Origin of the sequence: Streptomyces sp. NPDC048361, from assembly GCF_040651795.1 — a bacterium.
In the GTDB taxonomy this organism is placed as follows: domain Bacteria; phylum Actinomycetota; class Actinomycetes; order Streptomycetales; family Streptomycetaceae; genus Streptomyces.
The window spans coordinates 96585-109145 of sequence record NZ_JBEZKW010000023.1 but is presented as its reverse complement, the minus strand read 5'-3'; the positions used below and the strand labels follow the sequence as shown (position 1 = coordinate 109145).

12 protein-coding genes are annotated in these 12561 nt (G+C 73.3%); 6 read left to right on the top strand and 6 right to left on the bottom strand.

What is annotated here, in order from left to right; genetic code table 11:
• Positions 1 to 198: 198 nt before the first annotated feature.
• Positions 199 to 1245 (bottom strand): tryptophan--tRNA ligase, encoded by a 1047-nt coding sequence (gene trpS, locus AB0D31_RS16100; RefSeq protein ID WP_362722652.1) that lies wholly within the window; start codon positions 1243 to 1245, stop codon positions 199 to 201.
• 333 nt (positions 1246 to 1578) lie between these two features.
• Entirely contained in the window at positions 1579 to 1995 is a 417-nt protein-coding gene (locus AB0D31_RS16095) for a hypothetical protein (protein ID WP_362722650.1), read from the bottom strand.
• A 101-nt stretch (positions 1996 to 2096) separates the two neighbouring features.
• Here AB0D31_RS16095 and AB0D31_RS16090 point away from each other — a divergent pair, with 101 nt between their 5' ends.
• Positions 2097 to 2531 carry a hypothetical protein gene (locus AB0D31_RS16090; RefSeq protein ID WP_362722647.1) on the top strand — a complete coding sequence of 145 codons (435 nt, stop codon included), beginning with the start codon at positions 2097 to 2099 and terminating at the stop codon, positions 2529 to 2531.
• Here AB0D31_RS16090 and AB0D31_RS16085 read toward each other — a convergent pair.
• Positions 2443 to 3804 carry a PLP-dependent aminotransferase family protein gene (locus tag AB0D31_RS16085; protein WP_362722645.1) on the bottom strand — a complete coding sequence of 454 codons (1362 nt, stop codon included), beginning with the start codon at positions 3802 to 3804 and terminating at the stop codon, positions 2443 to 2445. The two genes, AB0D31_RS16090 and AB0D31_RS16085, sit on opposite strands and share 89 nt — an antisense overlap.
• A 59-nt stretch (positions 3805 to 3863) precedes the next feature.
• Between AB0D31_RS16085 and AB0D31_RS16080 the strand changes: the two genes are divergently transcribed.
• The 3 genes from AB0D31_RS16080 to AB0D31_RS16070 all read left to right on the top strand — a co-directional run bounded on the left by AB0D31_RS16080 (position 3864) and on the right by AB0D31_RS16070 (position 7983).
• Complete coding sequence (locus AB0D31_RS16080) at positions 3864 to 4667, top strand: alpha/beta hydrolase (protein ID WP_362722642.1); 804 nt, start codon at positions 3864 to 3866, stop codon at positions 4665 to 4667.
• 76 nt (positions 4668 to 4743) lie between these two features.
• Entirely contained in the window at positions 4744 to 5757 is a 1014-nt protein-coding gene (locus tag AB0D31_RS16075; RefSeq protein WP_362722639.1) for an endonuclease/exonuclease/phosphatase family protein, read from the top strand.
• A 258-nt stretch (positions 5758 to 6015) separates the two neighbouring features.
• On the top strand, positions 6016 to 7983 hold the full coding sequence (locus AB0D31_RS16070; RefSeq protein WP_362722636.1) for an FUSC family protein: 1968 nt from the start codon (positions 6016 to 6018) through the stop codon (positions 7981 to 7983).
• A gap of 332 nt (positions 7984 to 8315) precedes the next feature.
• Here AB0D31_RS16070 and AB0D31_RS16065 read toward each other — a convergent pair whose 3' ends face one another.
• Genes AB0D31_RS16065 through snpA form a run of 3 tightly spaced genes read right to left on the bottom strand, consistent with a single transcriptional unit; the run spans position 8316 to position 9499 of the window.
• On the bottom strand, positions 8316 to 8570 hold the full coding sequence (locus AB0D31_RS16065; protein WP_362722634.1) for an SdpA family antimicrobial peptide system protein: 255 nt from the start codon (positions 8568 to 8570) through the stop codon (positions 8316 to 8318).
• Positions 8571 to 8606: 36 nt separating this feature from the next.
• Positions 8607 to 8828, bottom strand: a complete 222-nt coding sequence (locus tag AB0D31_RS16060) for a hypothetical protein (RefSeq protein ID WP_362722631.1) — start codon at positions 8826 to 8828, stop codon at positions 8607 to 8609.
• Between the two features lie 20 nt (positions 8829 to 8848).
• A complete protein-coding gene (gene snpA, locus AB0D31_RS16055) occupies positions 8849 to 9499 on the bottom strand; it encodes a snapalysin (RefSeq protein ID WP_362722629.1) in 651 nt (216 codons plus the stop codon).
• 241 nt (positions 9500 to 9740) lie between these two features.
• Here snpA and AB0D31_RS16050 point away from each other — a divergent pair, with 241 nt between their 5' ends.
• Together AB0D31_RS16050 and AB0D31_RS16045 are read left to right on the top strand one after the other, a co-directional pair.
• Positions 9741 to 10769 carry a LysR family transcriptional regulator gene (locus AB0D31_RS16050; protein ID WP_362722626.1) on the top strand — a complete coding sequence of 343 codons (1029 nt, stop codon included), beginning with the start codon at positions 9741 to 9743 and terminating at the stop codon, positions 10767 to 10769.
• 298 nt (positions 10770 to 11067) lie between these two features.
• The gene (locus AB0D31_RS16045) at positions 11068 to 12555 is read left to right on the top strand and encodes an APC family permease (RefSeq protein WP_362722623.1); all 1488 of its coding nucleotides are present in this window, start codon (positions 11068 to 11070) and stop codon (positions 12553 to 12555) included.
• Positions 12556 to 12561: the final 6 nt, after the last annotated feature.

The following is a 12561-nucleotide window of genomic DNA, read 5'->3' as shown; positions in this document are numbered from 1 at the left end:
CTGGTGTTCAGAGGTGTGCTCTTCCGTTCCGCTCTGTGGGCCGTCGTCGCCGCCACTCCCCCGTGCCCCTCCAGGTTCGCGCCACTGCGCCGCGGTTCCATCCCCCGCGCGAACCATCGGCCTCACCCGCGCGGGGGAGGCGGGCCGCCCCGCGCGGGGGAGGCGGGCCGCCCCGACACCGGGGTAGCCGTAACCGCGCTAGCGGAACGTGCCCATCGCCCGGCGCACCTCGTCCAGGGTCGCCTCGGCCACCGCGTTGGCCCGCTCGTTGCCTTCGCGGATCAACTGGCGTACGTACCCCAACTCCTGGGCGTATGCGGCGCGGCGGGCCCGCAGGGGGGCGAGGTGGGTGTTGACCGCGTCCGTGACCGCCGCCTTGAGGGCCGCGGCGCCGCCCTCGCCGATCTCGGCGGCCACCTCGTGCGGGTCGCGGTCCTGGCAGAGCGCGGCGAGGAGCACCAGGTTGCTCACTTCGGGGCGGCGCTCGGGATCGTAGGAGACCAGCCGGGTCGCATCCGTCTTCGCGCCCCGGATCAGGCGCGCCGTGTCGTTGGAACTCGCCTTCAGCGCAAGGGAGTTGGCACGGCTCTTGCTCATTTTCGTACCGTCGGTGCCGAGCAGCAGGGGCGCTTCGGAGAGCAGGGTGCGCGGCTCGGGGAAGACCGGTCCGTAGCGCTCGTTGAAACGGCGGGCGATGGTGCGGGTCAGCTCCAGATGCGGCTCCTGGTCCCGGCCGACGGGCACGAGGGTCGCCTTGCAGAACAGGATGTCGGCGGCCTGGTGGGCGGGGTAGGTGAACATCAGGCCCGAGACGGCGGCCTGGCGGGAGTGGGCGATCTCGTCCTTGACCGTGGGGTTCCGGCCGAGTTCGGCGACCGAGACCAGGCTGAGGAAGGGCAGCAGCAGCTGGTTGAGGGCGGGGACCGCGCTGTGCGTGAAGATCGTCGCGCGGTCCGGGTCCACACCGGCGGCGAGATAGTCGAGGACCAGGCCTTCCACGTGTTCGCTCAGTCGCTCCGCGACGTCCCGGTCGGTCAGCACCTGGTAGTCGGGGATGACGAGGAAGAGGTCGGCGCCCTCGTTCTGGAGGCGGACCCGGTTGCGGAGGGTGCCGAAGTAGTGGCCGAGGTGGAGCGGCCCGGTGGGCCGGTCGCCGGTCAGGACGCGGTCGGGGGCGACGGGGCCGGTGGCGGCGGGGCCGGCCGCCGGGGTGGGGGTGGTGGTGGGGCGCAGGGTCGTGGTCATCGTGGGCTCCTCGGGAGGCAGTGGGGTGACGGGGGCGGGCCTGGACGGCGCCCACTGCGGGATCCAGCGAGGGCAACAAAAAGGGCCGTCCGGTGATGAACGGCCCGATGACGATGGCGTGCGTGGAGGTCGTGGCCGCTCCTAGGAGGAGCGCCACCAGCTGAGGTGGGAGCGACACTGCGACGCGGACGACATGCAGCCACTGTAACGCGGCCACTTCTCAGGCGCGGGCACTTATCGCGCGCGGCCACTTCTCAGGTGTGGGCCACTTATCGCGCCCGGTCACTTCTCGCGCGCGGTCACTGCTCGCGCGCGGTCACTGCTCGCGCGCGGTCACTGCTCGTGTGTGTAGAACACATAGAACGAGACGAGGAGCATGGCACCGCCCCAGATGGCGCCGATGCCGGAGGACCGCAGGACGCTGTGGTCGGACAGGCTGTACAGGAACCCCATGGCGCAGCCGAACACCGTGGCGTACGCCGCCGCGCGGATCTCGCGGGGCAGCGCGGACTGGACGCGCAGAAGGCCGAGGCCCAGCGCGATGAGGACCACGCCGGAGACGACGCCCAGGACGATCTGGCCGCCGGTGAGCACACCGCTGCTGCCGGCGTTGCGCTGGATGGCGGCGGCCCAGATGCCGTACGCCACTCCCAGGACGACGGGGACCGCGAGGGCGGCGGTGCCCGGGCGGTGCGCCGTGCGGCGGTCCGTGCGGCGGCTCGTGACGGGTACCGAAGCGTGTGCGGCCATGGCGGCACTCCTTCCGCTTGCCCGGGACACATGGGTGCGGGTGTCCCCCATACAGCCCACACCCGCGGGCGCCGATGGGCAACCCGGGATTACGTGGACGGGTGCGCAGCTTCCTGTCGGCGGTGCCGATCACCCTTGCGGCCGCGGTCGCATCGGCGGTGCCGATCGCCCTCGCGGCCGCGGTCGCCTGCCTGGTGGCGGCGGCCGGTGCGGTGCGCGCGGTACGCCGTCGGCGCGCCCTCATCGGGATGGGCGCCGGGCTCGTCGTCGGAGCCGCCGTGCTGCGTGTGCTGGTCGCCGTCGGCCGGTCTCGCACGCTCGGCGGGCTCCCCGCGGACTCCGACCCCGCGGCCGCGGGCGCGGTCTACGACACGCTCACCGGCTTCCTCACCACGGCGGCGTGGGCCGCCCTCGCCGTCGGGCTCGTCCTCGCGCTCGGTGCCTGGCTCACGGGCCGCCCGTGGCGGCGAGCGCGGCGAGACTCCGCAGCGCCCCGGCCAGGACCGGCACCGGCGGGGTCGCGAGTCCGATCCTGACCGCGTCGGGCACCCGTCCGCCCACCGCGAAGGCGGTGCCCGGCGTCACCGCGATCCCGAGCCGCTCGGCCGCGGCCGCCGCGAATGTCTCGGCCCGCCAGGGCGCGGGCAGCTCCCACCAGCAGTAGTACGCGGCCGCGTCACCCCGCACCCGGAAGCCGTCCAGACCCGTACGCACCAGGGCGTGGCGGGCCGCCGCGTCGGCCCGCTTGGCGGCGGCCACCGCCTCGATCGTGCCGTCCACGGCCCAGCGCACCGCCGCCTCCAGCTGGAACCGGCCCGCCGTCCACGCCCCCGAGCGGAGCGCCTGCGCGAGCGTCGGCGCGTGACTCTCGGGCGTCACGAGGAACCCCGTGGTCAGACCGGGGGCCAGCCGCTTGGAGAGGCTGTCGACGAGGACGGTGTGGTCGGGCGCGTACGCGGCCAGCGGGGGCGGCGCCGTTGCGGCGAGGAACGCCCACGTCGTGTCCTCGACGGCAGTGATCCTCAACTCCCGGATCACATCGGCCACTTCGGCCCTGCGCTTCCCGTCCATGGTCAGGGTGAGCGGGTTGTGCAGGGTGGGCTGCACATAGATCGCGGAGAGCGAAGCACGGCGATGGGCCGCCGCCAAGGCCTCGGGGAGCACGCCCCCGGCGTCCGTGGCGATCGGCACCAGATCGATGCCGAGCCGTTCGGCAATCGCCTTGACCAGCGGATACGTCAGCTCCTCGACGCCGAGCCGGCCGCCGGCGCGTACCAGCGAGGACAGCGCCGCCGCGATCGCCTGGCGGCCGTTCCCGGCGAAGAGGATCCGCTCGGGGCCGGGCCGCCAGCCCGGCCGTGCGAGCAGCTCCGCGGCCGCCTCGCGCGCCTGCGCCGTGCCGTCGGCCGCCGCCGGACGGGTGGCCCCGGTGAGCACGTCGGGCCGCAGCAGCCCCCCGAGCGAGCGTGCCATCAGCTCCGACTGCCCTTCCACCACAGGGTAGTTGAGCTCTAGGTTGACCGGGGTGCGCCCGCTGTCCTCCGCGAGGACCGAACCCGGATGCGGCGGCGCGGCCCGCACGAACGTGCCGCGCCCGACCTCGCCCACCACCAGACCCCGCCGGCCGAGCTCCCCGTACACCCGGATCGCGGTGGAGACGGCGATCCGCCGGCGGCGCGCGAAGGCCCGCTGCGTGGGCAGCCGGTCACCCGGGCGCAGCGCCCCGGACGCGATCTCCCGTGCGATCTCGTCGGCCACCCTGCGGTAATCCACGGCCCCCACCCCTTCCCCGGTGCGCCTCCCCGGCATTGCACCGAGAGCAAAGAGCCTATTGCACCGACGAGTTGACCGCGCCTAGCCTCCTCACCATGTCCCGCACCCACCAGCCCGGCGCCCCGCTGCCCCTCCACACGGACGAGGGCACGGGCAGCGCTCTGCTCCTCATCCACGGCCATCCCTTCGACCGCACCATGTGGGCCCCGCAGATCGAGGAGTTCTCCCGTACGCACCGGGTGATCGCCCCCGATCTGCGCGGTTACGGCGGTGCACCGGCCGCCCCCGGGACCACCCTGCTCGGCGATTTCGCCGCGGACGTCCTGGCGCTCGCGGACGCGCTCGGCGTCGAACGCTTCACGCTCGGCGGCCTGTCCATGGGCGGCCAGATCGTCATGGAGTGCTACCGCCTCTTCCCGGAGCGCATCGAGGGCCTGCTCCTCGCCGACACCTTCCCCGCGGCCGAGACTCCCGAGGGCAGGGTTGCCCGCGACGCCATGGCGGAGCACCTGGTGCGCGAGGGCATGGCGGGGTACGCCGAGGAGGTCCTGGACAAGATGGTCGCGCCGTACGCGCCGGAGTCCGTACGGGCCCATGTGCGCCGCATGATGACGGCCACGCACCCCGAGGGCGCTGCGGCGGCCCTGCGCGGGCGGGCCCGACGCCCCGACTACCGCGCCCTGTTGATTACGGTCGACGTGCCGGCCGTGGTGGTCGTGGGCCGGGACGACACCTACACGCCGGTTGCGGACGCGGAGGCGATGCACGCGGCGATCGCCGGATCGGCCCTGGTCGTCGTCGACAACGCGGCCCATATGCCCAACCTCGAACAGCCCGCGCTCTTCAACGAGGCGCTGCGCGGCCTGCTGTCCACGGTGGCGGCGCGAGCAAAGGCTTGAGCAACCGTGCCGGGCGCGGGACCGTCTGTGCGAGAGGATGCGAACCCTGTGACCGGCTAGCAGGAGGCAGGCCGCCTTGGACACCTTGAGCACCGGGACCGTGGCGGAGCGCGCGGTGCCGCAGGTACGCCGCCGGCATCCCTGGCGGGTGGTCTCCTCGCTGACCGGGGCGCTGCTGCTGGCCGGGGTGAGTGCGGTGGTGGGGTGCCGGGCCGCCGACTCGGACGGGATCACCCCGGTGCCGCAGGCGCTCGCCTTCCTGCCGTGGCTGCTGGTGCCCGGCGGCGCGGGGCTCGTGCTCGCGGCGCTCGGGCGGTGGCGCACCGGGATGGTGTGGGGCCTGGCGGTGCTCGCCGTCACCGGCTGGTACACCCAGCCGTACGGTGACGCCACGACACGGCCGAAGGGGTCGATCCTCGCCGAGTTCTCGGTGCTCACCTCCAACACCGAGTTCGGCTGGGCGACGGACGACCTGATCGCGGCGGTGGCGCGCGAGAAGCCCGACATCGTCTTCGTCGAGGAGTGCAGCTTCCGCTGCGCCGACGCGCTCGCCGCCCGCGTCGCGGCCTCGGACTACCCCTACCGTGACGTCGTCCGCGAGGACGGCTCGGCGGGCTCGGCGATCCTCAGCCGCTTCCCGCTCGAACGGACCGAGCCGATCCCCTCGGAGATGGCGATGCCGGGCGCGGTCGCCACGATCGGCGGGCGCGACGTGCGGCTCCAGCTCGCGCACCCCATGCCGCCGCTTCCCGGAGCCGATACGCCGTGGCGTCAAGAGCTGGGCCGGATAAGGGAGTTCGCGAAGTCGGCCAAGGGCGGTCCGGTCGTCCTGGCCGGCGATTTCAACGCCACGCAGGACCATGCCCTGTTCCGTTCGGTACTCGACGAGGGCGCCCTGCACGACAGCGCGCGGCTCGCCGGCCAGGCGGGGGCCTGGTCGTGGCCGGCCGACCGGACGACCCCGCTGCGTGCGCAGATCGACCACGTCCTGGTGAGCGACGACTTCAAGGCGACGTCGGCGCGCTTCCTCACCCTGCGCGGCACCGACCACCGCGCGCTCCTCGTGAAACTCGGGCTGTACGGCGGGTAGCGGCCGGCGGCCCCGATCGTCGCGCGCCATCCAGCCGCAGCCACGCGCCACCCCGGGTCGGTCACGCGACATCCGGCGGCAGGCACGCGTCCTGCGGCGGCAGGCACGCATCGTCCAGCGGCAGGCACGCGCCCTCCAGTGCCAGGCACGCGGCAGGAACGCGACGTCCAGAAATTATCCACAGCCTGTGGACAACATTTACGATTCTGTTGGCCGTCCCGTTTGCGCCAAGTGATCCTTTTGCGGTGTCGTGTGTTCATGGCTGATCAGAAGCGGACGGGGAACGGTGGGCGGGGCGGGTTCCCTGCGCCCCCGGAGTGGCTCATCGGCGGACTGCGGCCCGCCTCCACCCCCATCCCCTGGCCGGCCGTCGCCCGCGCCGCGATCGCCCTGGCCGCGCCGCTCGCCGTGGGCCTCGCGACCGGGCAGAGCGCCTACGGCGCGCTCGCCTCCATGGGCGCGCTCAGCGGCGTCATCGGCGACACCGCCGACGCGTACCGGATGCGGATCTTCAACATCGCGGTGCCGCAGCTGTTCGGCGCGATCGGGGTGACCGTCGGCAGCCAGGTCTTCGGGCACGACTGGCTCGCGGTGGGCGCGCTCACCCTGGTCGCCCTGGTCTCCGGAATGATCTCCTCGATCGGCGCGGTCGCCTCCGTGTCCGGGCTGCTGCTCCTGCTCAACGCCGTCGTCGGCGCGGGCCTGCCCATGCCGGGCCCCTGGTGGAAGGCGCCCCTGCTGCTCAGCATCGGCGGCCTGTTCGTGCTGCTCCTGAGCCTCCTCGCCTGGCCGCTGCGGCGCACCGAGCCCGAACGCGACGCCGTCGCCGGGACCTACCGCGCGGCCGCCGACGCCATCGAGGCCGCCGCGAGCGACACGTACGACACCCGCCGCCAGGCCGTCACCCACTCCCTCGACACCACCTACGACCTCATCCTCGGCCGCCGCGCCCGCGAACACGGCCGCCGGGGCGAACTGGTGCGGCTCTCCGCGCAGCTCAACGTGGTGATCCCGATCGTGGAGGCGGCCCCCGCCGTCCATCTGCGGGGCTGGGGGGTGGACCCCGCGTTCCCCGCCGCCGTACGGGAGTTGGCGGACGCGGTCGCCGAGAGCCGCACCGACCCGGTCGAGCCGGAGCTGCCCGCGCCGACCACGCCCGCCGAGCGCGCCCTGGACGGCGCGGTGCGGCACGCCTTCGCGGTGGTGCACCACCCCGACCCCGACCAGACCAACATCGACGACCGGCTCGGCCGCCCCGCCGCCCTGCGCATCCGGCTGCGCCGCGCGACCCGCAACGTCCTGCTCTCCGGGGCCTCCTGGCGCTACGGCCTGCGTCTGGCGCTGTGCATCGGTCTCGCGCAGGTGCTGGTGTCCGTGGTCCCGGTGGAACGCTCGTACTGGGTCGCCCTGACCATCGTCTTCGTCCTCAAGCCCGATTTCGGGTCGGTCTTCGCCCGCGCCCTGATGCGGGCGGTCGGCACCGCGGGCGGCCTCCTCATCGCGGCGGCCGTCCTGTCCGAGGTGCCGCGCGGCTGGTGGGACGTGCCGGTGCTGATGCTGCTCGCCGCGCTGATCCCGGCGTTCTCGGCGAAGGGGTACGCCTTCCAGACCGCCGCCATCACACCGGTGATCCTGCTCCTGTCGGACATGCTCAACCACCAGGGCTTCGACCTGGTCCTGCCGCGCCTCACCGACAGCCTCATCGGCTGCGCGATCGCGCTGGTGGCGGGGTATCTGCTGTGGCCCGAGAGCTGGCACACCCGGATCGGGGCGCGGCTCGCGGACGCGGTCACCGACACGGCGGAGTACGTGGAGTACGCCTTCGGCTCCGAGGCGGACCGGGCCGAACGCGTCCGGCGCCGGCGCCGGCTGTACCGGGACCTGTCGACGGTACGCAGCGAATTCCAGCGCGCGTTGACGGAGCCGCCCCCGATGGGCGCGCGGGCGGCGGCGTGGTGGCCGCTGGTCGTCGCGGTCGAGCGGGTCGTGGACGCGACGACGGCGGCGCGGGTCCGGGTCAACCACGGCGCGCCGTGGCCTGCGGCCGGCGAGGTGGGGGACATCGCAGGGGAGCTGCGGGAGTTGGCGGAGGGCGTGCGGCGGGGCTCCACGCGGGTGGGGGAGGTGCGTCTCGCCGGGGACGACGAGGGTGTCCTGGCCCCGCTCCGCCAGGAGGTCCAGGCGGCCCGGGCCATCACCACGTCTCCGTCCCGGCGGGTCTCCTAGCCCCCTGGCCCCGCCCGGCACGCGCCCTCGGCCCCCTTGCGCAGTTCCCCGCGCCCCTGAGTGAACTCTCCTTGGCGGGGTGCGATGTCGGGGGCGCAGTCCCGGCAACCCCGCTTTCGGGTGCGGATCGCGGTGGGGCACCCGCGCAGTTCCCCGCACCCCCGACTGCCCGGCGCCGGCCGGCGTGGGCGTTCTCGGTCCCCTCTCGCGCAAGCTCCCGCGCCCCTGACTGCTCGGTGCCGGCCAGGGTGGGCGTGGCTGCCGGGCGGGCAGCCCACGCACACCCGACTTCACCGTCCAACCCCGCCGCTGGGTCGGCGAGAATCAAACGCTCACCAGGGCCTTTGGGGCGCGGGGGCATGGATGTATCCCAGTTCGGGTCCTTGGGCCCGCTGGGTGCGGGAGAGACCGAAGATGTTCGCCGGGTTCCCCTGCGGCGTGCGGAGCAGATTTCGTACGCCGCCCGCGTGGTCGTATCCGTAGATTCCGTTCTGCACGGACTCGGGATTCCGCGTGAAGAACGCCCAGGTCTCCGGGGTGAGGATGTTGAGTGCCGGTCTGATCCCTTTGGAATGCCTACTGCTCAACGCATATTTCGCGCGGAGCCGACGGCAGTAGCCCCCTCAGAACACGGGGAGTTGGCCCGGCGTTGGGGGGAGGTCGTAGCCGTCCAAGGGGCGTTGGGACGCGTCGAGGGGGGCGCGCTGTTTGGAGCCGGCGCAGAGGACCAGCTCGGCGCCCCGGTGCGTGCGCGGATCGTGGCGCACGAACTTGCCCGCCACCACGGCGACGGATCGACCGCAGGACGGGCAAGTGCGGCGCGGGGAGACGGAGAGCTGCGGCATCCCCCCATGCTGCCAGAGGCTTACGCGGCGGGCTTGAACGCAGAGGCGAGCCCGTTGCGCCACAGGCTGTTCACGCGGGACTTCTCCGTGCTGTTCGGGTAGGCGTTGCGGCACGACGTACCCGGCCCGCCGCCCGACATGAGCTCACTGCACGGCCCCGAGTAGTGATCGGGAAGGCCCAGCACGTGCCCGGTCTCGTGCGCGACGACCCGCACCGAGTAGTACTGCTGGTTCTGGGTGTAGTCCAGGAAGATGTAGCCGTTGCCGTGCCCGTCCGTCGAGGCGTACGAGCCGTTCTGCGTGTCGTTGCCCTCGTAGTACTGGAAGTCCGCGCCCGAGCTGCTCTCGGCGAGGCGTACGTTCTGCACCGAGCCGTTCCAGATCTGCGCTGCCTGCGATATCTGCGAGCGGAAGCTCGGCGCGTTGGCGGTGCTGTAGTACACGGTCACCGAGGCAGCCAGCGGGTTGGCGGCGCGCTTCTTGGCGACGGACTTCATGACGGCGTCGTAGAACGCCTGATCGTTGGCGGCGGAGTGCTTGGCGCCCGGGGTGAAGTGCGCGCCGGCGGCGGTGGACGGGGTGGCGGCGGTGGCGGCGGCGGGGATCGCGCCGAACCCGGCGAGGGCGAGGCCCAGGGCAGCGGTCACGGCGAAGGTACGGGGGTGTCTCATGGGGGGTTACCAATCTGTGGGGGATCCGCGTGCGGCTGGGTGGGCCGCACCCGGGTGGGGGTGTGCACTGACCGGTCGACGCGCCCCGCCCCGGCCGGGTGAGCCTCGGCGCGGCGTCGTCCCGGTGATTGTGGAGGCCACAGCGACGGACGGGAATGATGCCGATCTGCGATAACTCCCGCGTATCGATGCGGTTTTGGACACCTGGCGTGCGGAGTTGGCGCCGCCTAACCTCAGCCGCATGGAGCTGGAGGTGAGACATCTGCGGGTGCTGTGCGCCATCGCCGACGCCGGCAGTCTGCACGGCGCGGCCCGGGCGCTCGGCACGAGCCAGCCCGCCCTGACCACCCAGCTGCGGCGCATCGAGCACACGTTGGGCGGGCGCCTCTTCTCGCGGGAGCGGACCGGCTGTGTGCCCACGGTGCTGGGCCGTGGTGTGGTCGGCCGGGCCCGGCCGCTGCTCGCCGCGCTCAACGCCCTGGTCACCGAGACCCGGGCCGCGGCCGCCCGCTCCGCCCGCGGCGAGCGGCTGCGCATCGGCTCCACCGCGAGCCGCGCCATCCCCGGCTGGCTGCGCCGGCTGCGCGAACGCCTGCCCGGCACCGAGACCGAACTCCAGGTGGCGGTTTCGGCCACCGCGCTCCTGCGCCAGGTAGCCGCGGGCGAGCTCGACGTCGCCTTCGTGCACGAGGTGGAAGGGTGCCCGCTGCGCGTACCGCCGGGTCTCGACGTGCGTACGCTCGTGGAGCGCGAGCCCCAGTTCGTGTGCCTGGCCGCCGATCACCCCGCGGCCCGCCGTCCCGTCGTGGACCTGACCGATCTCGCCGCCGACCAGTGGATGGTCGACCCCAGCGTGGACGGCGAGTGGGAGGGGCTGCACCGGGTCCTGCACGCGGCGGGCCTCAACCCCCGTGTCCTGCACGGTGATTACCTGACGGCGGCGGGTCTGGTCGCCACGGGCGAGATCGTCACCCTGTGCCAGCCCACCTCCCGCCCCCGCTCCGACTTCGCCATCCGCCCCCTGCGCGGCGACCCGCTGGGCGTCCGCCTCCTGCTCGCCGTCCGCAGCGGGGCGTACGGGGGCGCGCTAGCCGGGGTTGGCGCGGACCTGGAGTCGGCGTACTGGGAGGCGGCGTCCACCTCGCCGCCCTACCAGGCCTGGCTGGAGAACCGGGGCAACTACAGCCACCCCTCGCGGCCCTGGGTCCACCCCTCGGGTGCGGCCGCCCTCAGATCCGTACGACCCGCCCCCGGTGCAGCGTCCCCGTAACCGTCGGCGGCGGACACCACCTGCCCGTCGCAGGGCGCGTACAGGGTCGTCCCGTATATCGCGTACGTCTGCGCGCAGGCGTCGCCACCCGGGTGGGCTCGGGTGCGGCGCATTCCGTTCGCCGTACGGTGTGTTCCGCGCCCGCGGGTCGCGCACGGCAACCGCACGCTGTCCCGGCGACTACGATGCGGTCGACTCCGGGTTGCCGCACCAGAGCGCCGCGCCTGTCGCACGGGAACGCAGCGCCCGGCGTTCCTGACATACCGCCATATGCCGTGTCGTCAAAGGATGTTCGGCCATGAGCAGCAGCACTAGTGGCAGAGGGCTCCAGCCCAACGTCCTGTCCACCTTCGACACCGTCGTCATGGCGGTGGCGGGCAGCGCCCCCGCCTACTCGCTCGCCGCCACCACCACCGTGCTCGTGGGGTCCGTGGGCCTCGCGAGCCCCGCGGCCCTGCTGTACTGCGCGATACCCATGCTCGGCATCGTGCTCGCCTTCGGGCGGCTCGGCCGGATCGACGTGAACGCGGGCGCCGCCTACTCGTGGGTGGGCCGCACCCTCCACCCCTTCCTCGGCTTCCTCAGCGGCTGGGCGCTCGTGGTCGCCGCCACCCTGTTCATGGTGGCCGGCTCGCTGCCCGCCGGGCAGATGACCCTCGGCCTCTTCGACGCCTCCCTCGCCCACAACACCGTGCTCGCCACCGCCACCGGCGCCGGCTGGTTCCTGCTGATGCTCGGGGTCGTCCTGGGCGGCGCGCGTCTGTCGGCTCGGGCCCAACTTGCCATCTCCGGCGTCGAGTTGACGATCCTTCTCGGGTTCTCGGGGGGCGCGCTCATCCGGGTCGGCGAGGGCGGCGGAGCCGTCCCCTTCGACTGGTCCTGGCTCGGCTTCAGCCACTTCGACGGCGTCTCCGGGTTCGCCGCGGGCGCCCTCATCGCCGCGTTCTACTACTGGGGCTGGGACGTCACCAGCAACCTCAGCGAGGAGACCCGCGACAGCCGCCGCACCGCCGGGCTCGCCGCCCTCGTCGGCGTCGGTGTCGTTTTCGCCCTGTTCGTCGCCTTCACCGTCGCCACCGACGCCCTGCTCACCGGCGACGAGATCACCCACGGCCAGACCGGCGTCCTGGCCCTGCTCGGCGAGCGGATCTGGCCCGGCGCCGGCGGAAGGCTCATGGTGCTCGCCGCGGTCCTCTCCACCATCGCCACCCTGGAGACCACCCTCATCCAGGTCACCCGCTCCCTGTTCGCGATGGGCCGCGACCGTACGATGCCGGGCGCGCTCGGCGCCGTACACCGGAGGTGGAACACGCCGTGGGTCGCGATCGTCGTCGTCGGCGCGGTGGCGCTGCTGCTGTTCGTCGCCTCCAACGCGCTCGGTTCGGTGCAGGACATCATGGCCGACGCGCTCTCCGCGATCGGCCTCCAGACCACCCTGTACTACGGTCTCGCCGGCCTCGCCGCGGTCGTCGCCTACCGCAGGACGCTCACCCGGTCCGTCGGCTCGTTCCTGCTCGGCGGCGTGTGGCCGCTGCTCGGCTCGGTCTTCATGTTCTGCGTCTTCGGGCTCTCGCTGACCCGGCTCAGCACCGCGGCCGTGACCATCGGCATCGGCAGCCTCCTCGCGGGGATCGTCCCGATGCTCCGGTACTGGCGCCGCGGCAGCCCCTATTACCGCCCCGCCCGGCTGGACGCGGCCCGCGCCTTCGAAGCGGGCGCCGGACAGCCCACCTCTCCTACTCGGCCCGCCGGTTACACCCACGCCGGGCACCCCACCGACTTCTGACAGGGG